The following is a 25,597-nucleotide window of genomic DNA, read 5'->3' as shown; positions in this document are numbered from 1 at the left end:
CTCTGGAGAGATCGGAAGACGGTGATTCTAATTGCGCGCGCTTGTCGTGCTTCTGCAACAGGTTCATGAACGGAAGTCGCCACTGCCGTGAGAATGCAGACGTCCTGTTGCCCTATGGCACAATCGGTTCGTCCCTAGGAGAAACCCTTGGTCAGGGAGACTCCTGAGGTTTTAGTTCCGACATTGGACGTTTCGCAGGGCAACTGCGGCTTTCCTTGAGAGGAGAATCATGAAGAAATTGAACCGCGTGGCAGCGCTCTTCGCTGTCGCCGCCGTCGCCACCTCGGGCGCTATGGCCCAAACCGTGGATAACTGGCGCGCTACGGATGGCACCGTTTGGAAGAACGGTACCAATGAGCTGTGCTGGCGCGATGCTTTCTGGACCCCGGCCACGGCTGCCAAGGACTGCGACGGCGCGCTGAAGCCGGTGGTCGCCCAGGCTCCGGCCGCGGCGCCCGCTCCGGCTCCGGCCGCAGCGCCGTCGGCTCCGGCCCCGGTGCCGGTCCCGGTGGCTCCGACCAGCGAAAAGGTCACCTACGCCGCTGACGCCTTCTTCGACTTCGACAAGTCGACCCTGAAGCCGGAAGCCAAGGCCAAGCTGGATGACCTGGTCTCCAAGACCGGTGGCATCAACCTGGAAGTGATCATTGCTGTCGGCCACACCGACGGCATCGGTTCGGACGCCTACAACCAGAAGCTGTCGGTTCAGCGCGCTGAATCGGTCAAGTCGTACCTGGTGTCGAAGGGTCTGGAAAAGAACCGCGTCTACACCGAAGGCAAGGGCAAGAAGCAGCCGATCGCCGACAACAAGACCGCGGAAGGCCGCGCCAAGAACCGCCGCGTCGAAATCGAAGTGGTCGGTACGCGCGCCGTCAAGTAAGCGACGATGCGACGGCGACTCCGGTCGCCGCTCGACAAACCCCGCCAGCCGTCAGGCTCGCGGGGTTTTTTCATTGCCGCGTCATTTGGGAAGGGCGCCCGGGAGCGGCATGGCATCGGCAATCTGCGCAATGTCGGGCATGGCCGCGACGCTGCTCGGCTACCATTGCGGCCATGGCGAATGTCGATGCAAAAGAACTCGAGAAGTTCAGCGAGCTGGCCCACCGCTGGTGGGATACCGAAAGTGAATTCAAGCCCCTGCACCAGATCAATCCCTTGAGATTGAACTGGATCGACGGGCAGTGCGGCCTGCAAGGCAAGACGGCGCTCGACGTCGGCTGCGGTGGCGGCATCCTGGCCGATGCGATGGCTCGCAAGGGCGCGAATGTCCTGGGCATCGACCTCGCGACGAAATCGCTGCGCGTGGCCGAGTTGCACGCGATGGAGGCCGGCACGGAGAACGTGGCCTATCAGGAGATCGCGGTCGAGGACCTGGCTGCGCAACGCCCGGCGTCCTTCGATGTCGTGACCTGCATGGAGATGCTCGAGCACGTGCCGGATCCCGCATCGGTGGTGACTGCGCTGGGCCAGTTGGTGAAGCCGGGTGGATGGGTCTTCCTGTCGACCTTGAATCGCAACGCCAAGTCCTTCCTCTTCGCCATCGTCGGCGCTGAATACGTGCTGCGCATGCTGCCTGCCGGCACGCACGAGTACGCGCGCTTCATCCGCCCCTCGGAGCTGGCGCAGATGTGCCGCGATGCCGGTCTGGAGGTGCAGGGCGCCAAAGGACTGACCTTCAATCCGATCACGCAGCGGTACGCGTTGAATGCGGATACCGACGTGAACTACCTGCTGGCCTGCCGCCGTCCCGCATGAGCACGGTGATGTCGATTTCGCCGGTCGGCGTACCGGTGCGCACGACGATCCGGACGGTGCTGTTCGATCTCGACGGCACGCTGGTGGACAGCGCCCCCGATCTGGCGGGCGCGACGAACGAGATGCTGGTCGCGCGCGGCCTGCCCGAAGTGCCGTTCGAGCGACTGCGTCCGATGGTCGGTAGCGGCGCTCGCGGCATGATGGGCGTGGCCTTCGGCGTGTCCCCGAAGGAGATGTCGTTCCCCGCGCTGCGCGACGAATTCTTCGATCGGTATGAGCAGCGCCTGCTGCGCGCGACCTTCCCGTTCGACGGCGTCGCCGAGATGCTGCGGTCGATATCGGACGATGGTCTGAGCTGGGGCATCGTGACCAACAAGTCAGAGCGTTTCGCGCTGCCGTTGACGCGAGGATTGGGCTGGGAAGCGCAAGCCGCCGCGGTCATCGGCGGCGATACGACGCCGCACAGCAAGCCGCACCCGGCACCACTGCTGGAAGCAGCGCGACGTGCCGGTGTTTCGCCACAGGAATGCATCTACGTTGGCGACGACGCACGCGACATCCTCGCGGGCCGTGCGGCGGGTATGCCGACGGTGGCGGTGCGCTGGGGCTACCTTGGCGATGGTGAGCCCATCGAGGCTTGGGGGGCGGACATCGTGGTGGACACGCCGTCGCAGCTGATCGAGTGGTTGCGCACGTCGCGTTGAGCGTGTGCTCGCCTGGTGGTACACGCCTGTCGAACTTCAGCGCCTATTTTTGTGGAGTCGCCCAGACATGGCTCTTGAAGTCCCGGCGGCAGGCATAATATGAGACTTCTCTCTCTGGGGCCGACCTGGTTTCGACGTGGGTACGGATTTGGAGTAGGGCATGCCGAGGGCCAGGCACCTCGTAAATCCATCTGGAACAAACCAACTGCGAACGATAACACGTACGCTCTCGCGGCTTAAACCCCGCGGACCTCTCACCGGTTGGCCAATGGGCCGGGTGACGGGACGCAAGTCCTGACACAGAGAGGTTATACACATTGGCTGGCTGTTATCCGGGCACCTTGGATGATGGCGAGATTTAGGGTGCTGGCCCGTTCGGTAGCGTGCTCCTGCGCGACCGGGTAGGTGAGAACCAAATCAGAGAGCTAAGCATGTAGAACTGCCCGATGAAGGCTTGCGGACGCGGGTTCAATTCCCGCCGGCTCCACCATCTAAGACCCCCAGCGCCCATGAAAGACAGGGGCGCTGGGAGCGTCAAACCCTCGGGAATTGGCGTTTGTTGGCGTTGGATTCGCACCGAATTCGCACCGAAATTCGCACCGACGTTACAAGTTCGACCGATCCAGCACCGGGCCGGTGAAGTGCTGCGGGGGCCCATGGCCCCCGTTATCAATTGCGGCAGGTGAGCCGTTCCCATGGCGGTGGCATTTGGGTGCGATGTCGTCGGTGCAGCGCATGCGGACGTGGATTGCTTGTTAAGCTCTTGAGTCAAGCATCTCCAGTTGCAAGGGACCAGTCTTGCCTGCAATTACACCGAACGCTGACTCCGTCTATGAAAAGTTCCTGTCGCTTCTAGACAGGCCAGATGATGAAGCTTGGGGATTGTGGTGGTCCGAGGACGCTGCAACGCTATTCAAGCTGCATCATCAGGAGTTCTTGCCCACCATCCGCGCACAGTGGCGTGGCTGGTCTCACAACAGGCTGGACCATCTAGCATTTCTATTGGGGTCGACCGGAACGGCAGAAGAAGAGCTGTTAATTGTGGAGCTGCTGGGCGCCCCGGACGCCAACGTCGTCAGCCGGGCCAGGGAGGCCCGGGAAGAGTTCCGCCCTGCCGGCGACGCGTAGGGCGCAAGAGAATGGGGGCCGCGGCCCCCATGTTCATTCGCCCGTTGGCGATGCCTTCCCTTCGAGCCGAGGCCGCTGATAGTCGGCGGCGATGAACTTCCCGTAGATCCGAAACACCATCTCGACGTCCACGTGCCCGAGCTGTTGTGCCACGTACCACGGGTTCTGACCCGCCGTCAGCATTGCGCTCGCGTAGGTGTGTCGTGCTTGATAGGGCGAGCGGTATCGGACGGCTGCACGTCGAAGCAGCGGCTCCCACAGCGTCTTACGGATCTGAGCATCCGATTCCCAGGCCGCGCCCGATCGTGGATTCAGGAACACATGGTCGCCGGCTTCGAACGAGAAGGTCTTCTGCTCGAGGAGCGCGGCGATCGCCTCGCCATTGAGATCCAGGTCGCGGACTCCCGCTGCCGTCTTGGGAGCCTTCTCGGTTTTGACGACCCAGTTGGTGTCGATGCGAGCCGTGCTCGCCACCAAGTCGACTTTGGGCCATCGCAGCGCGATCAGCTCGCCGGGGCGCAGACCGGAATTGAACCAGAAGCGAACCAGGGGTGCCTCGTCGGATCGAGCGTGCTTCAGAACGGTCGATCGCTCCGACGCGTCGAAAGGATCGACTTCATACTCGCTCGGCTTGGTGGTTTGGCGCAGGAGTTTGCTCAGGGCGACCCTGTCGAACGGATTGGACTCGATGAGCTCGCCATTCAGCGCGTCCTCGAATACCGAGCGTAGCGGCGTGAGGAGGTTGCGGGCGGCCTTTGCGGTCAACCCCAATCCCGAAACCCACTCGCGCAGGCAGCTTGGCGCCGAGGCCTCGGCGAGCGACAAGGGTCGCCAGAACTTCATGCGCTCACCCGTGAGTGCCTTGCGATAGCCCTCGTAGGTGCTCGGCGAAAGCGTGCCGTTCTTGACCTGCAGCTCATAGGTCTCAAGCTGGGCTGTGAGCAGCTTGTCCATGAGGATCTGACGTCCGCCCCGATCGAACTCGGCAGCGCGGCGGCTCTTGGGAAAGTAGTCGCTGTACACGAACGTCTCAATCGAGATGCGCCTGGTGATCTCCGCCCGAAGACCGCCCGCCTTGTTCACTGCCGTCTGGGTGATCGGTTGCGGCTCCAGCAGTTCGCGGCACTCGACCCCCTTGATCGTGAAGGCGATTTGCAGCCGATCGCCCTGGGCCAGCTTGCGGAGCGTCACGCCGACCGGGAAGACCAGTCCACGTTTCTTGTCACCGACCGCGCCCGTGGCGCTGCGGCCTATCGTTGGCTGCTTTCCACCCACTTGTTCACCTCCTCCGGATTGATCCACAGATTGCCATCGGGGCCGACGCGGCATTGCATGCCGTCGTGCCACTGCCCCTTTCTTCGCCTCGCGTGCACGGCATCGCGGGTGTCACCGCTCAGCGTGCAGTACTGGTCGAGCTTTATCCAGCGCAGCGGGCTCACGTACGCGCTGCTCGTTGTCGCTGAAGTCGTCATAGCTTTGATGCCTTCAAGATGCGGCCGGTCTTCGCATGGTCCTCCCTTAGACCTAGGCCAGGAATGGCGCCCGAGGCGAGCGCTCGTTGATACGGGTCATCCGACACCCGCATCGCCTCCACCCGCGCGCTCGCCTTCGGTGAGGCCATGGCGGCCTGGCGGCCAAGGGGTGACAACGCTGCGCTTGCAAGACAGCCCACGTAGTTGGGATCGAAGGCGTTCAATGCGCGGCCCTCCGGTAGACCTCGGCGCCGGCAACGTCATCCATGCGAGCAGCGCCAGCACGCACGCGCTCGGCCAGGAAGTCGGCGCGACCCTGAGCTTCGAGCGCCGCCGATGGGTGTGTCATCAGCAGATCGCTGGCTTCCTGCACTGCGGCCCAGATCGACTCCGCCAGGTCGCCACGCCAGCGACAGTCGTTGACCGCGAGCTGGAGCACGTTGCGCAGGACCGTGTGCTGATGGCGAGCAGTCGGGCTGCCTTCCATCACCTGCAGCGAGATCTCGGCGCCCAGGCCGACGATCCAGGCGAGGTGCGACAGCAGCCCCTGCGCCTGGTCGCCGTCCTGGGTAAGGAACAGCTCGATCCCGACACTGCGGACGTGGCAACGCATGGTGTTGCGCGCCACGGCATGCGCAACGGGGTTGTTCATCGGATTGCCGCGCGAGGGAGCGCGGCGCTTGTTGTTCTTGGACACGTTTTCTCCCTCGGGTCCCTTACGCCTGCGCCAGGCCGGCCCAGAGCCCTTCCAGCTCATCCTGGGCGGACTCGGCCATTCCCAGCGTGGCGATCGCGCGTACGACGGCCAAGCGCTCTTCCGGCGACTTCGCCGTCTTGCGCGCCAGCTCGAGCTGACCGAAGTCCTGCATCACGACCTCCGCGATCGTCTGGCCCGACGCGGCCAGGCGGCCATAGACCTCGCTGTCGCTGATGTGGCCCGGGACCACGTTTCCGCGCTTCGTGTCCGCCAGGTAGGCCAGCAGCGGGGCGAACGCCGTCGAGGCGGGCACCGTCGCTTCGAGGCCGTTCAGGATGACCTTCACCTTGTCGGACGGCACGCCGATCTGCGACAGCGCATCGATGGTGGCGATCGCGTCGCGGCTCTGCTTGGCCCCGGGCATCACCGGCACGACGAAGGCGTCGAAGAGATGGTGCGAGCGCCGGGTCTGGGCCAGGCGCTGCAGCCAGTCTTCGACGTTGCTCGCGCCGACGTCGACGACGACGCCGTTCTCGCTGATCGCGACGACGTCGAGCAGCTCGGTGAACTGGCGACCGCGCAGGGTGACGTCTTCCTTTCCGTCAGCGTTGATGCTCTCGACCGAGGCCAGCAGCGCGCCAGGGATGCGCGGCGCGAAGAGGTTGCGGGCCAATGTGGTCTTGCCAGCGTTGCCGGAGTAGGAGAGCAGGACGATGTTCTTCATGGTTAGGGCTTTCGGTTGGTCTTGCCGGACAGCAGTTGCGCCACCAGCGGGTTGTGGATCTTGTTGAGGTACTGGTCGCCCACGGCCTGGGCGCGGTCCTTGAGGGTTGCGTCGGGCCCGGGTGGGGGAGCGACGCCGGGGTTCTTCGATGTCTTCCATGGTTGCGTTCCTGTTGCCTCTCCTTGCGTTTTGGTTGCCGGCGGGTTGCCGCTCGGTAGCCGGTTGGTTGCCGGCTGCATCGCCGGTCGTGATGCCAGGGCCTTGGTGATGGCCTGGCGGGAAACCCGGACGCCTTGATCGGCGAGCCAGGTGCGGATCTCCTGGTGCGTGTAGCCCGCGTCGGCCAACAGCCGCATCGACTGCATGTGCGGCGCCAAGACGCCGCGTTGCGCCGGCGGATTGCTGGCCATCCAGTCGTCGAGGGACGTCGCGGTCATGGGCTTTCCTTCAGTCATCGCGGTCAGCCGCGGAAACGCATTCGCGGTCCAGGTGCGACGAAACGCCGGCTTGGCGGGCTTGGGCTTGGTGCGTGTCCGTTTGGGCCTTGGCGACCCGTCTGGACGCGCTGGCTGCGCTCGCATCGACCAAGGCGATCGCGAGCGCGGCGCCGAAGCCTTCATTGAGCCGATCGGTCTCTTCGGTCGCGAGCCGATGGCGTTCCAGTTCGAAGGCCTGCCGCACATCCGTCGCATGCGACGGCACGTAGGGCTTGTTGAGAAGCGGCTTCACCATCTCGACCTCAGGTGGCTGGACGCACACGCAGACGCACCAGGTCGTCGCCCAGTAGCCGCAAGGCGATGGCGGCAGCGGTGCAGCCGCAGCCCGTGACGATGACCAGACGACCACGTTGACCCGAGGCCAGTTGGTAGCGCGCGCGATAGCGGCGCACGCGAGGCGGTTTCTTGCTCTGCATGAACTCCCTCCCGGTCAGGCCCTCGCGGCCTTGTTGCGCTCGAAGACCCAGCAATGCACGGCGACCGAGCGCACGTCGCGCTGCTCGTCGAGCTGTCCTCGGATGGCGCTGTTGACGTTCTTGATGTCCTTGAAGCGGTGCAGCCGGCTGGTCTTGAGCACCTTCTTCAGATCGCCGATCGACGGCACCTGCTGGTTGCGCTCTCGGGCCACCTGAATGAAGTGGTTCAGGTTGATCGCGATCTCGTCGTCGGGCTTGCGCGAGTGGTTCAGCGGGGCATTGCCGCCATCCAGGTACTCGTAGGCCTCCCAGAACTCCTGCACCAGCGGGTGGTCGCTGTTGATCGCCTGCTGACGCTCCGTGGCCATGACGACGATCTGCGCCTGCAGCGCCTGGCGCTGCTCGTCGTTCAGCGGCACGACGTGCTGCAGCGCGTCGGAGAGCGCAAGCAGTTGGGCGTGGTTCTTCGCGATCCGCGTGCTGCGGATGTGTGGATGCTCCAGCAGCGTTCCCTCGTGGATGGGCGTCTGCTCGGCGAGCGTCTTCAGGATCAGGTCCTCGCGCTGTGCTGCAAGCAGGATGAAACCACTGACCTCCTCGACGGGCATGCCTTCCAGAGTGGTTGCGTCCTGGCGCGTTTTGGGCGTCTGGCGGGACTTGTCGAAGGTCAAGTGGACGATCCGCTGCAGGATCGGATCCGAGGCGCTGACCTCGTTGTTCTGGCTGATGACGATCGCGCCTCGGAAGGGCGGCTCGTAGGTCTCGTTGCCGCCGGTCGCCATACCGCGAGCGCGCACGCTGCGACCGTTGAATGCAGTCTTGAGCTCGTCCCAGTCGAAGGATTTCACGTGCGGGCCCTTGTCGCTGCCCAGGCGCTCCCGGTCCGACTCGATGAGCACGACCGGCAGGTTGGACACCTGGGCGAAGTTGCGGGCGCGCGCGGCGAGAGAGGACTTGCTCGGATCGAAGCCCTCATAGTCGCGACGGCCGCAGAGCTTCCAGAGGAACTCGATCAGCGTCGACTTGCCGGCGCCGGCCTCGCCGACGATCTCCAGGAAAGGGAAGGACTTCTGCGTGGCGCGGATCTGCTCGGCGAAGAGGGCGCCGAGCCAGAAGGTGAGGGCGGCCAGACCCTTGGCGCCAAAGCAGTTCCAGAGCAGACCAAGCCAGTCCGGGTTGTAGTCCGCCAGGTCGCGGTTGATCGTGAGCTGGACGGACTGGTTGAGCGACTTCAGCGACAGGTTGCCCATGTCGAAGTAGTCCTCGGCATTGATCTCGTGCAGCCGCCCGTCCTTCACGGCGGTGTCGCCGAGAACGAAGGCGCCGTGCTCGCGCGAGTAGCCGATGAAGTCGATGGTTTCGACGCGCTGAATGTTGTAGAGCTGGCGCTCCATCATCCGCTCGAGCATCTGGCTCGTGCCGGTGAAGACTGCACCTGGCGCCAGGTGCAGCAGGCGCTTCTTGAACTCCGCCGCCGCGCTCAGGTGTGAGCTGGTGAAGGTGTTCTTCACCGCCGGCGAGTCGTGCGGGAACTCCACGCGGAAGTAGTACCAGCTCTCGTCCGTCAGGGCGTTGCGCTGGTAGTACAGCGGCGTGGGCAGGCAGTTGGCGATCGGTCTGATGTTGTGCGACTTCTTCAGCGCCTCCTCGCGGATCTCGTCATCGCCGAGCCTGCCCTCGTTGCCGTCCTCGATCGTGCGCACGGCGCGGTCGAAGGCCTCCAGGTCCAGCTTGAACCAGTACAGGCGCTTGCGGAACGCGACATCGAACTCGGTCTTCTGGCCGCCCGAGTGGCGATAGATGAGCAGCGCCTTCTCGGCAGCGGTCTCCGCGATCAGCAATTCGCCGTGGTGGCGGTACTCAGCGATGTCCTTGACCGCGAGTCGATCGCGCAGGTGCAGGTCGTTCCAGTCGACCTTGCCGCGCTGCGGTTGCTCGATCTGGGCGCCGCTGCAGGTCCAGCCAGCGGCGCGGGCCTTTTCGACCCACTTGAGGGTGTAGCTCTGGCCGGCCTTGTCGGAGTCCAGGGCCCAGACCAGACGGACCTCAGGATGGCCGGCGATCGCCACGGCCTTGCGCAGCTCCTCGAGCGCCTGCTCGGGGTAGTTATTGCAGCTGAGCAGCGCGACTGCGTTGATGCCGTGATGGCCCAGCGCGATCGCGTCGAAGATGCCCTCGACGAGCCACAGCTCGCCGGCCTCTTCTGGCGCGAAGTTCGGCGGGCACCACCAGGTGCCGTGGTAGCTCATGCCCGGCTTGAACATGGCCTTCTTCTTGCCGAAGCGGGCCGTGCGATCGATCAGGCGTTCCCAGTGCCCGGTGCCCAACGTGAAGCGCACCGTCGCACTGCCGGCGCCCTTGCCGTTGTCGGCCTGCCGGTCGAAGTGGGTCTCCTCGGTGTACCAGCCCTTGATGAAGTCGAGATCGAAGCCCCGAGCCTGCTTCAGGTACAGGTCGGCGGCGGCGTTGGGATTGGTGGCCTTCAGCGGTTCGGCGCGCTTGCTCCAGTCTTCGAAGAGGAACGGGTACAGGTCCTTGACGTGAGCCTCGTAGCCGCAGTTGTTGAGCCGACCGCAGCGGACGATCCAAGGCCGGTCTTCCTTGACGTACAGCTCCTTCTTGCCGCAGCGCGGGCACTCGCCCTTGCGTAGCCAGCCGTTGGGCCTAGGCTGGAAGCGGAACTCGCCCAGCTCGCGCAGGACGGCGCTTCGCAGGTCCTCGAGCTGCTTCTCCAGTTCAGCGTTCACGCAGCATCCCTCGATGCATAGACACAGACGCTGATGCGGAGTTCACGCTTGGCGACCGCGACCAGGCTGACGCCGACGAAGTCCTCGCGGAAGACCTCGACGTAGCCGAGCGCGAGCAGTGCCTCGTGGAAGCGGTTGGCGTCGTCACGGCAGGCCAGGTGAATGGACAGTGAGGCAGGCAATGGGATCCACCAGATCTGGTCCGGCTGCGGCGCGATGCGCAGCGCCTCGAGCGCGGGCAAGTCGGCCTCGAACAGCTCCAGGCTGCTGCGCATGGCACGCAGGTCGCGACTGCGCGCGGCAAAGGCTTTCGACGCGTCGAGAACGGCTCGTGCGTACAGCCCGCGCTTCGGGGCGTTGGTCATCGTGGAGGCCTTTCAGGGTGAGCGCTGCCCGCGGTGCCTCCAAACAGGCATCGCTGGGCGAGATTCATGGGAGTTAGCGGGGTAGGGCGCGCCTACCCGGTGGCGCGTGGATCAGGGGCCGTGTGCGGCGCCTTCGAAGAGATCCAGGTTTCGCGCGGGTGCGTCCGTCTCGCGGACGGACGACGTCGGCGCGATGTCGAGCTGGGCGCTCAACAGGCGTCGCTCGACATGCGGGCTGAGGGGGATGTTCACCTGCGGGTTGGGCATGGCGCTGGGCGACAGCGTGCGCATCACCTCCAGGCCAGCGACGTAGGTATGACCGCACAGCACGTTCGTGCACTGGTAGGTCACCTCACGCATCGTCACCGTCATCTCGCGGCTCTTCACCGCGCGGGCGCGGGAGGCGCAGTGCGGGCACTTGATCGTCACTCTCATTTGCGTGCCCCCCTCGGCACAAGGTACAAGGCCCGGCCCCGGCCCGTGATGCTGCGCACCGAACGGCGCATCCTGTTCTTCAGCAGCCATTCGGCTGCCTGCTCCACCGTGTCCAGCCCTTGCTGCAGACGGACGCGCTCCAGCACGTCGCGGTCGGCTTCGTTGATGGCGATCTGCAGCTCGGGCATGGGTCGCTTTTCGTCGGACGTTGATGCGCTTCAGAAGGCCTGGAATCAGGCTACGCGCGGCTCGACACTGACGTCGCCGGCCAGCACTTGCTGCGCCTCACGCAGCAGCAGCTCACGCGCCATCGTGCTGGGCTGATCGCCCTGGTAGTTCGCCAGCGCTTTGATCAGCTCGTACTCGTAGTCGTCCAGTCGCAGGGTGATGCGGTTGTCGCGGACGCGCTTCGGGTCTGGATACATGGGTGCCTTCGAAATGACGGAACAGGACCGATGAACAGAAGGAGAGAACTCAGGAAATGGGCTTACCGGCCTCGAAGGCCTTCAACGCGTAGAGCACGAGCAGCCGGGCGAAGGCGGAATCGGTGCGCTGTTCCTTCAGCGCGCCGGCCTTCACCCGAGCCAGTTCCTCGGCGTAGAGCCGCAACGAAATCGGACTGCGCGACAGCACGCCGGTCGGGGCACGACTCTTCTTGCTCTCGCGTTTCGTTGCAGCTTTGGGCATAGGTGCTTAGACGCTTCCGAGGATTCGGTGTGTATCCTCAGGATGTGAGTGGATGCACAAATTGTGTTCGTCAAATGACGACTTGTCAATGATTTGGAGGCCATTTGGCTACCTTTGGGGAACGTCTGCGCGAGGAGCGCCTGAAACTGGGGCTGAATCAAATTGACTTCGCTGCGCTGGGAAGCGTGACGAAGTCCGCCCAGGTCAACTATGAGAAGGGCGAGCGAAGCCCGGATGCGCAGTACCTGATCGCCCTGACCGGTCACGGGGTGGACGCGCATTACCTGTTGACCGGCGTTCCGGCTGAGAAGGCTGCTAGCGGGCTCTCGTCGGCGGACGCGGAGGCGCTCGCACTCCTTGGACTCTTGAGCGAGCAAGATCGAGTCGTCGCGCTTAGAGTGCTGAAGGCATTGACCAGCTCCACTGGCTGAGACCCGCAGCGATCCTCCGAGAGCTTGGCAGCGACAAGCCATCCTTTCAGTCCTCGCTAGCCACGTTCTCTACCTCGACGTTGTCGATGGCTGTTTTTGCGGTCTCCAGCTCAATTCGAGTCGTGAGGCCGCCTTCGCCGAGGATGTGCGTGGTCTTCACCGCCAGCCATGCAACTGCGTCGATCGCCGGCTTGAAACCGTCCACCGTCACAGGCGTTTGCGGTCCCAGCTCGGGCCGTCCCCGCGCCAGCGTGAGTTCCAGCGTCGCGGCCCCACGCTGTATGCGCTGCCACTCGGCCTTCGCGCCGGCAAGGGCGTCCGCCTGGTTGGCATAGGTGTCGCGCAGCCGCTTCGCGCTGCCGCTCAAACCCACGAGAACGCCCCGACGCTTGGCTCGGTTCGCGTCGTGCCAATAGGCACGAACACCGCTGTAGACCTCTCGCTCTGCGGAGTGAAACCGATGGCTGTCACCGAGGTCGCGGGAGATCGTCTGTGGGCTCAAAGACTGGCCCTTGCTGTCGCGTGTCCCGATGATCGGCATGAACAACAGCGAGCCCTTCTTGATCGTCGAGACCGCGTCGTATCGCTTCGCCAGGCGCGAGACGAAGTTGAGGTCGCTCTCGTTGGTCTGGTCGATGTGATTCACCACGGTGGCGGCCAGCCGTTTGTCGATGCGCGGCGTAAGCCCATGCTTGGCCGCGATCGATCCGACGATGGTGCCGAGGTTGTGCTGGTGCCAGCTCTTCTCGGCGCGCACCTTCAGCGTCTGCGCCATGTCGGCACTGCGCGCGCGGATCTGGAGCTGATCAGGCGCGCCGCTGTGCTCCACCTCGTCGACGACGAACGTGCCCTTGTCGACCAGCGCCTGGCCGGCCCAACCCAACTGCAGGGAGATCGTCGCCTTCTTGGGCGGGATGGCGAGGCGACCATCGGTGTCGTCCAGCACCAGGTCGAGCTGGTCCGCCTCCCCACCGCGGCACTCGGTCAGGCTGAGGCTGATCAACCGAGGGTTGATCTTCACCGTGATGTCGGTGCCGTCCACGACCAGGCGGTAGTCCGGCGCTGGGTAGCTGCTGCGGGTCACTCGCCGACTCCTGCATCCGCCGGTGCCGCGTCGCTCGTCGAGGCCTCGTCCACACCCAGCTCGGTCCCCTCGTCTTCGTCGACGCGGCTCAGCTGGAGCTGGAACTCGATGCGCCGCGCGCTGCCGTCGTCCATGAAGATGGTGCGCGTCTCGTTCAGGCTCTCGATGACGAAGGCGCCGAGGACCTCTCCGACGCCAGACACCAGCGGCCAGGCGCGGCCCGCGTCCGCCATCTCGCGCAACTGGTCCAGGCTCGCCACGTCGCCGGTGAACTCCGGCGCCACAAGTCCGGACAGGTTGATCGTGTCCTCGCCCGGGCCGAGGAACTGGCGGGCAGGACGCGCGCCCACGCGGCTGTTGCTGGGATGGCGCCAGGCCGACTGACGTTGCAGGTCCTGATAGGCCAGCGTTGGCAGGCTGAAGACGAATTGGCCGTAGCCCATCATCATGGTGCGGTCCCCTTAGCTGATGTCGTTGAGGCTGGACCGGCGCGCCGCCAACCTTGAGCGTTCGCGCCGGTCCAGTTCGGCGGCGACGGCGCGCGCGATCGCGCGCTCGTCCATGCCGGGCGCGGCGTGGATGTGGATCTCGTACTTGTCGCCGGAGGCCACAGGTGCGGCGGCGGCCGGCGCGGACAGCGGAGCCCTCCGGTCCATCTGCACGGATGGCGCGGAAGACAAGGGGCCGGCGCCTGGCGCAGCCTTCATCGCTGCGGCAGGCATGCCAACGGTGGCGCCAGCGGCCATCGCCATGACAGCGCGGCGGACGCTGTCCTGACGATTGGCGACGCCGGCGGCGGCGCCGTTGGAGATATCCTCCCCGGCGTCGATGAAGACGCGGCTCGGGCTGCGGATGCCCAGCTTCTCCTTGAACCAACCGATCGCGCCGTCTGCGGCGCCGCTGATGGCGTCTCGCACCAGCGCCAAGCGGCTTGTGATGCCGCTGGCCAGGCCTTGGAGGATGTTCGCGCCGAACTCGCTGAACTTCTGCGGCAGGTCGAAGCCGAACCAGCGCATGCCGCCGGCGAATGCCTGGTACAGGAGCCCCAGCGGAGACCAGTTCAGTAGCAGCGCGGAGACGCCGCCTATCCCGCCGGAAAACGCCTCGCGGATGCTGTTCCAGATGCCGCCGAAGAAGGCCTTGATCGGCTCCCAGTAGCGGATGAGCAGGAAAGCGGCCAGCGCGATCGCGGTGATCGCCAGGCCAATGGGCGTGGTCATCAGTGCACGCCCGATCCAGAGGACCGCCTGCCCGGCGATGCGCAGCGCGCTGCCGATGCGCCCGATCACAGAGACGACGCTCACGCCGCTGATGCTCATCATCGCCATGCCGTAGCGCAGGAGTGCGAAGGGGCCGATCAACGAGGCGAGGGCGACCGTGACCGTGCCGCCGACGACCAAGAGCACGGAGAGGGCAGCAGCGGCCTTCAGGATGAAGCTCACCAGGCCGGGGTGCGCAGCGGCGAATGCCGCCAACTTCGAGGCCATCGCCCCCAAGGTCGTCATGATGTCGACCAGGGCGGGCTTCAAGGCCTCGCCGAGCGTGGTCGTCAGTTCGAAGGCCCGGTTCTTCGCCATGACCCACTGCGCCGACGTCGTCTGGTTGCGCGCGTCAGCCTCTCGCCGCATGGAGCCCTTCGCCGCGGTGCCGTTCGCGAGCTCGCGCTGCCGCGCCAACTCCTCAGGCTTGTCGACCAGCTTGGCCAGCGTGTCGGAATGCTCCAGTCCGACCAGCTCGACCATGACCCCGATGCGCTGGCTCTCCGGCAGCTTGCGGATGCCGGCGATGACCTTGTCGAAGGTCGCCGACGCATCGGTCGCCATTCCCTGCTGGATGTCCTTGCTCTTGAGGCCGATCTCGTCGACGGCAACTTGGAACTTCTTCGTCCCTTTGGTGGCAGCGGCCAGCTTCTGCGTGATGGCGTTGATGGCCGTCGCTGCGGTCTCCGGGCGCTCGCCCAGCGTCAGCAGCGTGGAGGACAGCGCGGCGGCATCCTGCGCGCTCATCTTGACCGTCGAGACCACGCCGGAGATCCGGTTCAGGACGTTGATGATCTCGTCGCCCTTGGAGATCGCGTTGTCGTCGAGGTAGTTGATCGAGTCGGCCAGGCCTTCGATCTGCAGGATGGGAATCTTGAAGTTCTTGGCGACCTTGCCCATCTGCTCGGCGATCTCGCCAGGCACGGCATCGAACGCCGTCGCCATCATCGCCGCCGTTCGCGTGAACTCCTTGAGCTGCTCGGTCCCCACCTCCATCCGCGCGCCGGCGGTGACCATGTCGGCGATCTCGTTCGTCGCCAGTGGGATCTCCCGGCCCAGCTCGCGGATCTGCTGCCGGACTGCGGCGTAGACGGGCGTGAGCCTGCCGGCGTCGTCTCGGGCGCCCTGCACCTGGCGCGCGATGCCCAGCATGTGGTCCTCGAAGGAGGCGAAGTCCCGCACGGCAATGGCAATCGGGGCGCCGATCGCGGCGCCCGTCGCACCCATGGCAACGCCGGCGCCGGTGAGCTTGCCCTGCAGGGCCTGGGCTTTGGACAGGGCAGCGCCGGCGGCGGCGCTGCGGCGCTGGCGTTCCGCGAGCTCGCGCAGCGCTGCCGTCTGCCGTTCGATGCTCTCGGTGGTCGACGCCATGCTCGAGCGTAGATCTCGCTCGTGCGTGGCGAGGTCCCGGGTGCTGATGCCGGCGGCGCTGAGCCGGTCGCGGACGGCCTGGAGCTGCACGCTCTGGCGCTGATGCTGATCGGCCAGGTCGCGGGCGACCTGGCGCGCCGAGGCAAGCTGGGCCGTCATGGCCTTGGTCGGCGGGCCGACCTGGCTGAGCTCACGGGCAAGCCGGGCCGCCTTCTCCCGAGCGTTCTCGAGCTTGGCGCTGGTGGCGTCCAGGCCGGTCCGCATCTCGCGGAACTCGCCGATCGCCTTCTGCTGGGTGCCCAGCTCCTTCAGGCGCTCGCGCGTCTCGCGCAGCGCCTTGGCCGTTGCCGTGCTGCCGGTGTTGATGCGCTGCAGGGGCGCCGTGGCGCGGTCGATTGCCTGAAGGATCACCTGCAAGCGCAGGTCGCTCATTGCCATGGCGGCTCACTCGGACGGTTCATGCCGGGACCGCGCGCGCTCTCGCCAGTCCATCAGCTCGGGGATCGAGAGGCCGTCCATGTCGGACGGCGCCCAGTGGAAGACGATGGCGAGGTCCGCCATCGCATCCTCTACACGGTCTGGTAGTCCTGCGCCTTCGCGGCTTTCGGCGACAAAAAAGCCGCGATCTCCGCAGAGAGCTGGAACAGGTCGGCAGGGTCGAGGGCGTCGATCTCGGGACGCGTCAGCGGCGGGACCGTGATGCGCGGCAGGATGGTCTGCGCGGCAGCGACGTCCATGCGCACCAGGTCGAAAAGGGAGACGCCGCGCAGCTCGCCGGCACTGGGCTTGCGCAGCTCGACCTGGTTGATGTCCTGGGTGCCGCGCTGGATGGGTTGGTCGAGAGTGACGGTAGTGGTGGTCATGGTCGGTTGTGGGATCAGATGGACAGGGCAGCGCGGATTTCGGCCAGGCGATCGATGCCGCCGATGGTCTCGATCATGTTGACGAAGTCGATCTCGACGAGCAGCTCGCCGTCAAGCGTGAGCTTGTAGTAGCTCAGGGCCGTCTTGATCTTCACCTCGGTGTTGTCGCCGGCCTTGGCCTTGCCGGGATCGATCTCGGTGTGGCGACCACGGACCACGACCTCCAGCGTCTGGGGGCGCTCCATGTCGTCGGCCTGCAGGGCGCCGTTGAAGCGCAGCAGCACGCCGTCGACCTTCAGCGTGCCGAACTGCGTGAAGACTTCGCGCAGGTAGCCTGCGGCGGTCCACTCCATCTCCATGCCTTCCATCCCGTTGTCGAGCTTGATGGGGCCGTTCATGCCGCCGCCGCGATAGTCCTCGGTCTTGCGGCTGAGCTTGGGCAGGTTCACTTCCGGGATCTCGCCCATGTAGCGGACGCCGTCGTTGAAGAGGATGAAGTTCTTGAGCTTGCGGGGCAATGCCATGGCTTAGATCTGCTGAGGGAGAGAGGAGGGCGCCGCCGGCGACCGCCGGCGGCGAGGTGGCGTCAGGCGTTGACGCGCGCGGCGAAGTCCGCGAAGTACTTGTCCGTGATGCGCTGGCGGAAGGAGAGGTCTTCCACCGGCGGGATCGGCGTGTAGTCGTAGTCGATGATGAGCTTGCCGGACTTGAGCGAGGAGGCGGAGTTGGCCTCCTCGTCGTACCAGGCCTTGCCATCGAGGATGTAGCCGGAGTTCTTCAGCTCGCGGAACTTGACGTTCACGCCTTCGAGGATGTCCTTGACCAGCGACGGGTGCAGCGGCTTGTCCACGGCCCAGAAGTGCGCGTCGGCGATCGAGTCCGCCAGGACCTGTGCGGTGCGCGTGGCGCTCTCGAAGGCGAACAGCGGGTCATCGCTGCAGGTGCGCGAACCCCAGAAGCGATAGCCCTGGGCGTTGATGAGCGCGGTGACCTCGTTCTCGTTGAGCAGGCCGGCGTCGGTCGCGGACTCCTGCAAGTCCCAATAGATGTCGCGCGACAGGCCGGTCACACCGTTGATCGGCAGGTTGGACAGCGTCTTGTGCCAGCCGACCTCCTGGTCGATCTTGGCGCGCAGGCCCAGGGCGTAGGCCACCGGCGACACGCTCACCGTCGCGTTGGTCGTGGTGTCCCAGCGCGTGAACTCGGGGTGCAGCAGCATCAGCTCGCGGGCGCCGAAGTTGTCCCGGTAGGTGATCGCCTCGGCGATCGTCTCGGCGCCGGCGGTGCTGGCGTAGGCGAAGGCGCGCAGCTTCTTCGCGATCGCGACCAGCGCGGTCGTCACCTCCTCGGAGTCGTACTCAGGGACGCCGAGGATGCGCGGCTTGACGGCGAGCTGGGTCTGAGCCGCGAGGAGCGCCTTCATGCCCGTGTATTGGCCGGAGGGCAGCGTCGTGCCGATGATCTTGCTGACCTGGTCGGCGGCCTTCGCTTCATCGGTCTCACCGACGCCGTCAGCGACGCGCACCACGACGATGATGGGCGAGGACTGCTGGCTGATCGCATCGAGGGCCGCGGCGAGCGTGCCCTTCGTGCCGGCCTTGCCGATGGCGGAGTTGACGTTGGTGATCAGCGCCGGCTTGTCCAGCGGGAAGGTCCCAGCGTCAGCGTCGGAGGCCGTGGCCACGAGACCGATGATGGCGGTGGAGATGGATCGGATCGGGCGCACGCCCTCGTTGATCTCGATAACGCGCACGCCGTGGTGATAGGAGTCGAGTGCCATGGGGCTCCTTGGGAAGAAGGGGGAGCCCGCACCGGGACGAAACCCTGACGTGCTGGCGGCTCCGAGAAGGAGCCGCCAATGTGCGCGTGGCCTCGCACGAAGTCACTTGATGTGGGGTCTATCGGAAGTGTGCAAACCCCTTGTCAAAAATCTACTTGCCGGGATGGCGATGGCTGTGCTCAAAGCGGTGGCCCTTCTACCCGTGATGCACGCTAGTCACACAGGATGAAATGCAGAAAAAAGCGCGATCGCTGCTAATCGGGACACGATTGAATCGAGTACTGATCGCCCGAAGAGCTGATGACTGTTGAAATTGATCCGGACGAAACTCCATTACGGTCTATCACGCCGATCGCCTCCAGACGTTCCGCAATACCTTCTGCCCGAATTTGCTTAGTCTCTATGCGGCAAGGGCCGCGCTTAGCGTCGCAGTTCGTCCGCTGGGAGGACATCATGGACTCGCTAACGCGTTGCAGTGCTGCCTGGAAGTCAGCGCCCAGCTTCTGGCGAAAGATCAGGCGACCGCATGCGCCCTCAGTGATCTTGTAGCGCTTGCTTATCGTGACCAGCGGGAACGGCGGTATGCAGGCACCCCTGCGGGGCAACGTGTCGCAGTCGTAGTTGTACTCGAGGCGCTCCACAGTCCCCGGTAGCCCGTCGCAGATCTCCTCACTCCAATCTCTAAGGACGAACGCAACGGACGCTCCGCGTGATGGCGTGACGACGCTTTGACCTTGTTTATCTGGCACCGATTCCCGCCTCAGGACGAGAAGCCCTTCGTCTTCGACGGTTCCCGTGATCAAGGCTGTGCGAAATTTTTCGCCTCTGACGAAGTTATGGTGCTTCGGTTTTGGTGCTTCGAAAGTGACGGCTGAGCAAGACGCCACCTTGACGGAGACCCACCGCTGACCCTCTGGACGAATGACATCAGCCCAAGCTGGCGAGTGGAGGAGTGTGCTCGCCAGCAGGGTGCAACAGACGGCATGAAGTGGTGATCGTGTTGATTTAAGGAGCTTGCCGCGAGCGCAGTTCTTGATTCCCATAGATTGCCTCGACATTCGATTGAAGGCGACTACAACGACTGCGAAGCATAGTCCGAACGGCGCCTTCGTCGGAACGTTGGCTGGCGGCTGTTCCTCTTTCATCCAGGCAGACGTTCAGAAGAGACCACCCGCAGTTGACGCGTCCCAGTTCGTTATGACCAACTCGCCAGCTGTGGGGCGCTGCTCCACAGCGCGACCATTTCCCACGGAATACCGGATCTCCAGGCCTTCTATCCAGAAGCCTTCGAAACAGCGCCGGATTTCGGGATGGTCGTTAATGCTGACCATGACTTTGCCCTTCGCGCTACGCATGAGCTCGGCCATCCGCTCGTAGTTGTCGAAAGTCCAGTCGGTACCGTAGCCCTCGGTCTCCCAATACGGAGGATCCGCATAAATGAAGGTGTGGGCGCGGTCATACCGCTGCATCACGTCGAGCCAGGGCAAGTTCTCGATGTACGTCCCGGCCAGGCGCAGATGGGCCGCGCTGAGCTGCTCCTCGATGCGACAGAGGTTGATGGCCGGCGCAGTCGTCGCGGTGCCAAAGCTCTGACCCGCGACACGGCCTCCGAAGGCATGGTGCTGCAGGTAGTAGAACCGTGCGGCGCGCTGGATGTCGGTGAGCGTCTCCGGGCGCGTGAGCTGCTGCCACTTGAAGACTTCGCGGCTGGAGAGGGCCCATTTGAACTGGCGGACGAACTCCTCGAGGTGGTGCTGGACGACCCGGTAGAGGTTTACCAGCTCGCCGTTGATGTCGTTGAGGACCTCGGTCTTCGCTGGCATCGGCCGGAGGAAGTAGAGCGCGGCCCCGCCGCAGAAGGCCTCGACGTAGCAGTCGTGCTGCGGGAAGAGGGGGATCAAGCGGTCTGCCAGGCGACGCTTGCCGCCGAGCCATGGAACGATGGGGGAGGGTTGATACATCGGAAGGAGAACGGGCGCCGCGAGGGCGCCCGACTACTGCTGGGAACGGGATGGACTAGAGGCCGCCGGCGCCGCACGCGAGGGCGATCAGGCCACCGATGACGGTCGCTGCGGCGTCGACAAGGTCGGGCGTGTGCTTGGCGCGATGGTGGAGGTCGTAGGCTTCCTTCGCGCATGCCGCGATGGCCACGACCGCGCATGCCGCAATCGCGGCCTCGGAGTCTGCGGCGCCGAGGACCAACGCGACGCCTCGCGCTATCGCGAACAGCACGACGCCGGCAAGGGCATGCAGCGCCTTATCGTGGGGGATGAGCATGGCGATGCTCACAACTCGACCACCTCGGGCTCATTGCCCTCGGCGCACCAGGTCTGGAAGGCCTGGTAATCGCCGTTGTTCTCGTCGGCGGGAATGAAGGCGCCGTCCGTCTCGCGCTTGATGGACTCGATGCTGTCGTCGGGGTGCTTGAGGATCGTGTACATGGTCAGAGTTCCGCGTTGAGGGAGTAATCGAAGGCATAGGCGCGACCGGCGGTGAAAAGGTTGAGGCCGATCATGCGAGGGGTGCCGTGCGCAGGCGCGCTGGCACTGGTGAAGGTCACGTTGGCGCCGCCAGTCCAGTCGGAAACCGTGCCAGGGGCCCGACCGCCCGTCGCGGACTTCACGATCACAGTCGGGTTGGCGCGCATGACCACCGGCGGCGTCGGCGTCATGGAGAAGCACCAGTTGTTGTTCGGCGAGACGCCGTAGGCGCCAGCGCCGCTCTGGTCAGATTGGGCGATCGTCTCGAAGGCGTCCGTCTGGTAGTAGTAGCGCTGGCACAGCGCCAGCTCCGTCGTGATCGGCCGGAATTCGAACGGCGTGTCTTCGGTGCCCTTCTCGAACTGGCATCCGCTGAGCTGCCACGAGCTGATTTGCTCGATGAGGTTGACGTCGCCGGGCGTACGGAATGCGCGACCGACCGTCCAGACGTTCTTGTTGTTGCTGATGAAGTTCGCACCGCTGCCGAGGTTCCAGTCGAGGCGAACACCGACACCCGTACCCGCGCGCTGCCAGGCGCCGGTCTTCGGCGCCGGCAGGGCGATGACCTTGCGCTCCCAGCTGTTCGCGGCGTTGACCGTGTAGTTCGCGAGGTACTGCGTGTCGGTGGCCGTGGGGCCAGAGGACAGCGCGACCGTGTAGGTGCCCGGAACCGTCGACTTGACCCAGAAGGTGAGGCACGTCGGCACCGCGTCATCCGTACCGAACGCGAAGTCCGTGACATTGGACGCCTCGATCAACGTGGTCATCGTGCCGATCTTGTCGGCGGCGGGCGCCTCGGCGGCGGTGACGGAGACCTTGATCGAGTGGCTGAAGCCTAGTGGCGCGTCGCCGTAGACCTGCTGGAAGCTCACGATCCCGGTCGGCATCTGGCTCCAGTTCGAACGGAAGCGATCTGCTGCGAAGACCGACACGCCGCCGGTGAAGCTCAGGGCCGCCTGAACGGAGCCGGCCTTACGCTGGTCGATGCGCATGTCGCCGTTGATGATGCGGTTCTTGAAGGATGCGGTGCGCAGGGACGCCTTCGACTTCAGGTCAGCGGTCGCCGCGGCGACTGCCGCGTCGATCTTCCCCATCTTGGTGACGACCTCGGTCGTGAGTGCGTTGGTCGAGGTGACCAGGTCGGCGACTTGCTGTTCCAAACTCATTTCAGGGCTCCGGAAAGGTAGGGTTTCAGGGTGATGCGCTGGAGGTCGACGACGGACCTCGCCAGCGTGGCGAACTCACCGGCCATCGACAGGTTGAGGTCGCCGGTCGCCTCGATGACGACCGAGCCGGCTGGGATGCCGGACAGCGCCAGGTCAAAGCCCAGCAGCAGGTCGGTGCCGGCGGCCTTGTAGGCCAGAGGTTTCTGCGGGTCGCTCCATACGGCGATGAAGGTGCCGTCGCTGAGCACGAAGCCCACCTCTCGGACCCAGAACTCGCTCGGGCCGTCCGCCTTGGCAGCGACATGGAACTGGCGCGGCCCGACGACCTTTCCGCCGGCGATGGGGAAGCGAGCGCGCTCGTTGCGCAGACCGAGCTGGGATTGCACGGGCGTGTAGCCCGCGTCGCCCAGGGCGACATAGGCGAGCTTGCCGGCGAGGCCGTCACCGGACAGCTGCATCAGCGCCGCCAGGCCAACCTCCAGGGTGTAGGTCACGAGGGTGGTCATCAAGATTCCATGCTTGCGCGAACGATGGACACGACCCGTGCAGCGGTCGCGACGCGCAGGGGCTGGGACATGGGCGAAGGCTGCACCGGTAGCGCATCGACGGCGGCGCGCGCGATCGCGCTGGTGGTCACCGCCGAGCCGACGCGCACGCCGCCGTCGAACCTGGCGCCGACGTTGAGCTGGTAATGGCTGCGCTCGTTCTTCACGGCGTCCACCATGCGGCGGATGCGGGCGTACAGCTCGAGGTTGATCAGACCGTCGTCGCCGGCGATCGGGTTGTTGCCGGCCCAGACGGTGAGCGTGAACGTGTAGGGCACGCCACCTGTCTGCTGCCACTCCGCCAGGTCGATCGACGCACCGATCGCGTCCAGCACTCGCCGGATGGCGCCTGCGGTGCCCTTGCGCTGGTGAATAGCGACGGAGTTGCGCACGAGCGCCCGTCGAGCTTCATCGGTCAGGGCCTCCTGCCAGCCGTCCGTTGACGCGCCCCAGGCGAGCCAAGGTAGGAACGTCCCCGGGATCCGGCTGGAGTCGCTCAGGGCGCGCAGCGGGGCCGGATCGATGGTCGGCGCCGAGACCGCAGCGGCGGCGCGCTCCAGTCGCGTGGCGGACGGCGGCAGCAGCGAGGGGATCGGGCCGAGCGTCATGCCAGGGCTTGCGTGATCGTCACGCCAGTGCAGTTCGGGTAGTGGCGCAGGTCGCAGACGACGTCGACGGGCGGCTGATCGAGCAAGACGCGGCGCACGCCGGGCGCCTGCAGGGCCGCGAAGAGCACCGACCGGGGCATAAGGCCGCCGAGCCTCCTTCCCGCCGCGATCGCGTCCTGCAGGCGCTGATTGGCATTGGCGAGCACCACGGCGTGGTCCGGGCCGTCCTCGAACTCCAGCGCGGCGTTGACCAGATAGTCGGTGGGCATGCCGCTGAGCACGCGGGGACGGTCCGTCAGCGGGCGCACCTCGTCGGCGGAAAGCGCCGCCTGGGTCAGGGCCACGAGCTCGTTGGCGGGGACCGTGGCGGCCTTGGTCGGTAGTACCGCCACTGTCACGTCGCCCGGCAGCGGATCGACCAGGCCGGCGGCATAGCTGCAGGTCAGCACGATGGCGCCGGCAGGCAGCAGTGCCCGCAGCTCGGCGCCGACGTCGACCGCCTCGAAGGTGGGCGAGTCGATCGACGCGTCCGAGATGTGGGCGTTGGCGGAGAGGGCGTGGAAGTGGTAGGCGCCGCGGCTCCCCGCAACGGTGAGCCCCTCCAGCGCCATCTGGCAGCGATAACGCAGGCGCTCGTCGCTCTCGTAGACGGCGTCGACCGGTGGCACGGCTTCTGGATCCGCCGGCGACAGCAGCAGACGCGTCACGCCGTAGTCGGCGGCGCGGTTGTCCAGGTCGGTTTTCTGGGCGTAGGCCAGCAACGACGCCTTGGCGGCTTCGTTCACCCGCTGGCGCCAGATCAGCTCGCGGTACACGTTCTCCTCGAGGAGCTTGGTCAGCGGTTCGGATTCCAGGCTGAGGACCTGCGCCAGGTCGGCGCGTTGCTCCTCAGGCATCAGCTCTAGGAAGGCGCGCTTGCGCTCGGCCAGCAGCGTCTCGAAGTCCAGCGCCTCGATGATCGAGGGGGCGGGCAGTCGGGAGAGGTCGATCACAGCGCGGCCCTCAGCTGAAGCGGGAGGACGAGCGCAAGGGCCTGCTGCTGGGCCTGCAGCGGCTGGTAGACACCCTCCAGCTCGATGACGACCTGGCCGGGGCGGTCACCCCGCGCCAGGCGAATGCGGCTGACCTTGAGGCGCGGTTCCCAGCGCATGAGCGCGCCAGCGGTGGCCGCGAAGATCCGCACGCGGGTGGCACCGTTGTCCGGTTGGTCGACCAGCTCGGGCAGCAGGCTGCCGTAGGTACGCCGCGCGATACGGCTGCCGATGGGCGTGGTGAGGATGTCGGCCACGCTCTGGCGCAGGTGTTCGACGCCATCGACGGCGCGGCCCGTGCGTTGGTTCAGGCCGCTCATGGAACGGGCCTGCCGGAGGTGTCCTCACCGGTTCGCACCTTGTTGTGGGCGTGCTTGGTGAGGCTGATGCCCTCGACGACGATGTCAGGCGATCCTTGGATGCCGCCTGCGCCAATCGTGAGCGAGGCGGCGCCGACCTTCAAGGTGATGCTGGCGCCGGCCTCGATGACGATCGTCTGGGCTGCCCGAATGGTCATGGCGCCGCCGGCGCGGGCCGAGACGTCGCCGTGCGCGTCCAGCGCGATGTCGCCATCGGCATTGCTGGCGATGCTGCCCTGAGCGATCGCGACGATGTCGCCGACGCACTGGATCAGATGTCGGTGGGCGGCGTGGTCGTACTCGACAAGGGTGCCGTCCGGATGCAGCGTCGCATCGGTGCTGGCCCGGTTGTCGTTGGCCGGGTGGCTGTCGCTGAAGAGGCCCACGAGCGCAAAGCCGTTGGCGAGGTCACCGCCTGGCGAGAACAGCATGCATTGCTCGCCGACCGACGGCGGGCACCAGGCGCGCACATCACCGGCGCGACGAGTGAACCAGCGGATCCAGGACGACATCAGGCCGCCAGAGCGGACGCGGACAAGCGCCGCGTCGACGTCAACCTGGTCGATGGTGCCGGGGCGCAAGAGGTTTTCGAGGCGGCGGATCAGCTCGCTGATGTCCGGAGAATCCATGCCGGTCATGTTGCCGGTTGCCCTCGCGCGAAGCATGTGCTGCGGGGGTTGCCCGCCGTAGGCAAACCCGAGCCGACCGGCAACCGCAGGCGAGCGCTGGACTTCGCGGGCTTGTTTGACGAGCACACTGCAGGGCCGGACTGGTCGCGACGGATTCTGCGTCGCGTGTGTTCAGCATGTGGCCCGTTAGGATGCCTCTATCAACATTTCGGGAGGTGCGATGAAGACGCTGAAACCTAGGCCCGTGGCTGTTCAAATTTGGCGGGCTCACCTGCTGGCACTTTTAGGAGCGACGATACATTTACATGCGCTGGCCGACGGGCCAATGTGGGCAAACCAAGTGTGGGTCGATCTCGACGTCCAG

General features: G+C 65.5%; 35 protein-coding genes and 1 other RNA gene. 6 read left to right on the top strand and 30 right to left on the bottom strand.

Annotated elements, in window-relative coordinates; translation table 11 throughout:
* Positions 1 to 229: 229 nt before the first annotated feature.
* The 5 genes from ompA to AC07OZ_RS19255 all read left to right on the top strand — a co-directional run bounded on the left by ompA (position 230) and on the right by AC07OZ_RS19255 (position 3,587).
* The gene (gene ompA / locus AC07OZ_RS19275) at positions 230 to 880 is read left to right on the top strand and encodes an outer membrane protein OmpA (RefSeq protein WP_377153604.1); all 651 of its coding nucleotides are present in this window, start codon (positions 230 to 232) and stop codon (positions 878 to 880) included.
* A gap of 173 nt (positions 881 to 1,053) precedes the next feature.
* A complete protein-coding gene (ubiG, locus tag AC07OZ_RS19270; protein WP_495468700.1) occupies positions 1,054 to 1,755 on the top strand; it encodes a bifunctional 2-polyprenyl-6-hydroxyphenol methylase/3-demethylubiquinol 3-O-methyltransferase UbiG in 702 nt (233 codons plus the stop codon).
* 8 nt (positions 1,756 to 1,763) lie between these two features.
* A complete protein-coding gene (gene gph, locus AC07OZ_RS19265; RefSeq protein ID WP_495468699.1) occupies positions 1,764 to 2,459 on the top strand; it encodes a phosphoglycolate phosphatase in 696 nt (231 codons plus the stop codon).
* A gap of 116 nt (positions 2,460 to 2,575) precedes the next feature.
* Positions 2,576 to 2,949: a transfer-messenger RNA gene (gene ssrA / locus AC07OZ_RS19260) on the top strand.
* 308 nt (positions 2,950 to 3,257) lie between these two features.
* Positions 3,258 to 3,587 carry a hypothetical protein gene (locus AC07OZ_RS19255; RefSeq protein ID WP_495468698.1) on the top strand — a complete coding sequence of 110 codons (330 nt, stop codon included), beginning with the start codon at positions 3,258 to 3,260 and terminating at the stop codon, positions 3,585 to 3,587.
* 33 nt (positions 3,588 to 3,620) lie between these two features.
* Here AC07OZ_RS19255 and AC07OZ_RS19250 read toward each other — a convergent pair whose 3' ends face one another.
* From AC07OZ_RS19250 to AC07OZ_RS19190, 13 genes are all read right to left on the bottom strand, one after another.
* The gene (locus tag AC07OZ_RS19250; protein WP_495468697.1) at positions 3,621 to 4,862 is read right to left on the bottom strand and encodes an Arm DNA-binding domain-containing protein; all 1,242 of its coding nucleotides are present in this window, start codon (positions 4,860 to 4,862) and stop codon (positions 3,621 to 3,623) included.
* Positions 4,838 to 5,026 carry an excisionase family protein gene (gene xisR / locus AC07OZ_RS19245; RefSeq protein ID WP_495468696.1) on the bottom strand — a complete coding sequence of 63 codons (189 nt, stop codon included), beginning with the start codon at positions 5,024 to 5,026 and terminating at the stop codon, positions 4,838 to 4,840. The genes AC07OZ_RS19250 and xisR overlap by 25 nt, the downstream gene beginning before the upstream one ends.
* A gap of 253 nt (positions 5,027 to 5,279) precedes the next feature.
* Positions 5,280 to 5,756 carry a hypothetical protein gene (locus tag AC07OZ_RS19240; protein WP_495468695.1) on the bottom strand — a complete coding sequence of 159 codons (477 nt, stop codon included), beginning with the start codon at positions 5,754 to 5,756 and terminating at the stop codon, positions 5,280 to 5,282.
* A gap of 19 nt (positions 5,757 to 5,775) precedes the next feature.
* Positions 5,776 to 6,480 carry a hypothetical protein gene (locus tag AC07OZ_RS19235; RefSeq protein WP_495468694.1) on the bottom strand — a complete coding sequence of 235 codons (705 nt, stop codon included), beginning with the start codon at positions 6,478 to 6,480 and terminating at the stop codon, positions 5,776 to 5,778.
* Positions 6,481 to 6,482: 2 nt separating this feature from the next.
* Complete coding sequence (locus tag AC07OZ_RS19230) at positions 6,483 to 6,917, bottom strand: hypothetical protein (RefSeq protein WP_495468693.1); 435 nt, start codon at positions 6,915 to 6,917, stop codon at positions 6,483 to 6,485.
* A 10-nt stretch (positions 6,918 to 6,927) separates the two neighbouring features.
* Positions 6,928 to 7,209, bottom strand: a complete 282-nt coding sequence (locus tag AC07OZ_RS19225) for a hypothetical protein (protein WP_495468692.1) — start codon at positions 7,207 to 7,209, stop codon at positions 6,928 to 6,930.
* A 10-nt stretch (positions 7,210 to 7,219) separates the two neighbouring features.
* A complete protein-coding gene (locus AC07OZ_RS19220; RefSeq protein WP_495468691.1) occupies positions 7,220 to 7,393 on the bottom strand; it encodes a hypothetical protein in 174 nt (57 codons plus the stop codon).
* 14 nt (positions 7,394 to 7,407) lie between these two features.
* A complete protein-coding gene (locus AC07OZ_RS19215; RefSeq protein ID WP_495468690.1) occupies positions 7,408 to 10,140 on the bottom strand; it encodes a toprim domain-containing protein in 2,733 nt (910 codons plus the stop codon).
* Positions 10,137 to 10,505 carry a hypothetical protein gene (locus AC07OZ_RS19210; protein WP_495468689.1) on the bottom strand — a complete coding sequence of 123 codons (369 nt, stop codon included), beginning with the start codon at positions 10,503 to 10,505 and terminating at the stop codon, positions 10,137 to 10,139. Before AC07OZ_RS19210 ends, AC07OZ_RS19215 begins: the two co-directional genes overlap by 4 nt.
* Positions 10,506 to 10,616: 111 nt before the next feature.
* Positions 10,617 to 10,940, bottom strand: a complete 324-nt coding sequence (locus AC07OZ_RS19205; protein ID WP_495468688.1) for an Ogr/Delta-like zinc finger protein — start codon at positions 10,938 to 10,940, stop codon at positions 10,617 to 10,619.
* Positions 10,937 to 11,128: a hypothetical protein gene (locus AC07OZ_RS19200; protein ID WP_495468687.1), complete on the bottom strand. Its 192-nt coding sequence runs from the start codon at positions 11,126 to 11,128 to the stop codon at positions 10,937 to 10,939. Before AC07OZ_RS19200 ends, AC07OZ_RS19205 begins: the two co-directional genes overlap by 4 nt.
* Positions 11,129 to 11,173: 45 nt before the next feature.
* Positions 11,174 to 11,365: a hypothetical protein gene (locus AC07OZ_RS19195; RefSeq protein ID WP_495468686.1), complete on the bottom strand. Its 192-nt coding sequence runs from the start codon at positions 11,363 to 11,365 to the stop codon at positions 11,174 to 11,176.
* Positions 11,366 to 11,414: 49 nt separating this feature from the next.
* Positions 11,415 to 11,627, bottom strand: a complete 213-nt coding sequence (locus tag AC07OZ_RS19190) for a hypothetical protein (RefSeq protein WP_495468685.1) — start codon at positions 11,625 to 11,627, stop codon at positions 11,415 to 11,417.
* A 104-nt stretch (positions 11,628 to 11,731) separates the two neighbouring features.
* On the opposite strand from AC07OZ_RS19190, the gene AC07OZ_RS19185 reads away from it, so the two are divergent.
* Positions 11,732 to 12,058: a helix-turn-helix domain-containing protein gene (locus tag AC07OZ_RS19185; RefSeq protein WP_495468684.1), complete on the top strand. Its 327-nt coding sequence runs from the start codon at positions 11,732 to 11,734 to the stop codon at positions 12,056 to 12,058.
* Between the two features lie 46 nt (positions 12,059 to 12,104).
* Here AC07OZ_RS19185 and AC07OZ_RS19180 read toward each other — a convergent pair whose 3' ends face one another.
* The 17 genes from AC07OZ_RS19180 to AC07OZ_RS19100 form a co-directional block, all read right to left on the bottom strand.
* On the bottom strand, positions 12,105 to 13,142 hold the full coding sequence (locus AC07OZ_RS19180; protein WP_495468683.1) for a phage late control D family protein: 1,038 nt from the start codon (positions 13,140 to 13,142) through the stop codon (positions 12,105 to 12,107).
* Positions 13,139 to 13,591: a phage tail protein gene (locus AC07OZ_RS19175; RefSeq protein WP_495468682.1), complete on the bottom strand. Its 453-nt coding sequence runs from the start codon at positions 13,589 to 13,591 to the stop codon at positions 13,139 to 13,141. The genes AC07OZ_RS19180 and AC07OZ_RS19175 overlap by 4 nt, the downstream gene beginning before the upstream one ends.
* A gap of 12 nt (positions 13,592 to 13,603) precedes the next feature.
* A complete protein-coding gene (locus AC07OZ_RS19170) occupies positions 13,604 to 16,210 on the bottom strand; it encodes a phage tail tape measure protein (protein ID WP_495468681.1) in 2,607 nt (868 codons plus the stop codon).
* A gap of 6 nt (positions 16,211 to 16,216) precedes the next feature.
* Entirely contained in the window at positions 16,217 to 16,333 is a 117-nt protein-coding gene (locus AC07OZ_RS19165) for a GpE family phage tail protein (RefSeq protein ID WP_279759292.1), read from the bottom strand.
* Between the two features lie 8 nt (positions 16,334 to 16,341).
* The gene (locus AC07OZ_RS19160; RefSeq protein WP_495468680.1) at positions 16,342 to 16,635 is read right to left on the bottom strand and encodes a phage tail assembly protein; all 294 of its coding nucleotides are present in this window, start codon (positions 16,633 to 16,635) and stop codon (positions 16,342 to 16,344) included.
* Positions 16,636 to 16,649: 14 nt separating this feature from the next.
* Positions 16,650 to 17,159 (bottom strand): phage major tail tube protein, encoded by a 510-nt coding sequence (locus AC07OZ_RS19155; RefSeq protein ID WP_495468679.1) that lies wholly within the window; start codon positions 17,157 to 17,159, stop codon positions 16,650 to 16,652.
* 62 nt (positions 17,160 to 17,221) lie between these two features.
* Positions 17,222 to 18,415, bottom strand: a complete 1,194-nt coding sequence (locus AC07OZ_RS19150; protein ID WP_495468678.1) for a phage tail sheath protein — start codon at positions 18,413 to 18,415, stop codon at positions 17,222 to 17,224.
* A 254-nt stretch (positions 18,416 to 18,669) separates the two neighbouring features.
* Positions 18,670 to 19,458: a hypothetical protein gene (locus tag AC07OZ_RS19145; RefSeq protein WP_495468677.1), complete on the bottom strand. Its 789-nt coding sequence runs from the start codon at positions 19,456 to 19,458 to the stop codon at positions 18,670 to 18,672.
* Between the two features lie 114 nt (positions 19,459 to 19,572).
* Positions 19,573 to 20,376 (bottom strand): DNA adenine methylase, encoded by an 804-nt coding sequence (locus tag AC07OZ_RS19140; RefSeq protein WP_495468676.1) that lies wholly within the window; start codon positions 20,374 to 20,376, stop codon positions 19,573 to 19,575.
* 55 nt (positions 20,377 to 20,431) lie between these two features.
* A complete protein-coding gene (locus AC07OZ_RS19135) occupies positions 20,432 to 20,692 on the bottom strand; it encodes a hypothetical protein (RefSeq protein WP_495468675.1) in 261 nt (86 codons plus the stop codon).
* Positions 20,693 to 20,700: 8 nt separating this feature from the next.
* On the bottom strand, positions 20,701 to 20,856 hold the full coding sequence (locus AC07OZ_RS19130) for a hypothetical protein (RefSeq protein ID WP_377153659.1): 156 nt from the start codon (positions 20,854 to 20,856) through the stop codon (positions 20,701 to 20,703).
* A gap of 2 nt (positions 20,857 to 20,858) precedes the next feature.
* Positions 20,859 to 22,061 carry a hypothetical protein gene (locus AC07OZ_RS19125; protein ID WP_495468674.1) on the bottom strand — a complete coding sequence of 401 codons (1,203 nt, stop codon included), beginning with the start codon at positions 22,059 to 22,061 and terminating at the stop codon, positions 20,859 to 20,861.
* Entirely contained in the window at positions 22,058 to 22,567 is a 510-nt protein-coding gene (locus tag AC07OZ_RS19120; RefSeq protein WP_495468673.1) for a phage tail-collar fiber domain-containing protein, read from the bottom strand. Before AC07OZ_RS19120 ends, AC07OZ_RS19125 begins: the two co-directional genes overlap by 4 nt.
* Complete coding sequence (locus AC07OZ_RS19115) at positions 22,567 to 23,214, bottom strand: phage tail protein I (RefSeq protein ID WP_495468672.1); 648 nt, start codon at positions 23,212 to 23,214, stop codon at positions 22,567 to 22,569. Before AC07OZ_RS19115 ends, AC07OZ_RS19120 begins: the two co-directional genes overlap by 1 nt.
* Positions 23,211 to 24,206 (bottom strand): baseplate assembly protein, encoded by a 996-nt coding sequence (locus tag AC07OZ_RS19110; RefSeq protein WP_495468671.1) that lies wholly within the window; start codon positions 24,204 to 24,206, stop codon positions 23,211 to 23,213. Before AC07OZ_RS19110 ends, AC07OZ_RS19115 begins: the two co-directional genes overlap by 4 nt.
* Positions 24,203 to 24,565, bottom strand: a complete 363-nt coding sequence (locus AC07OZ_RS19105) for a GPW/gp25 family protein (RefSeq protein WP_495468670.1) — start codon at positions 24,563 to 24,565, stop codon at positions 24,203 to 24,205. Before AC07OZ_RS19105 ends, AC07OZ_RS19110 begins: the two co-directional genes overlap by 4 nt.
* Complete coding sequence (locus tag AC07OZ_RS19100) at positions 24,562 to 25,242, bottom strand: phage baseplate assembly protein V (protein WP_495468669.1); 681 nt, start codon at positions 25,240 to 25,242, stop codon at positions 24,562 to 24,564. The genes AC07OZ_RS19105 and AC07OZ_RS19100 overlap by 4 nt, the downstream gene beginning before the upstream one ends.
* Between the last annotated feature and the right edge of the window lie 355 nt (positions 25,243 to 25,597).

This window comes from Roseateles sp. GW821-FHT09G03, assembly GCF_059416045.1.
The sequence above is the reverse complement of the archived record's forward strand: the minus strand, read 5'-3'. Positions and strand labels throughout refer to the sequence as shown.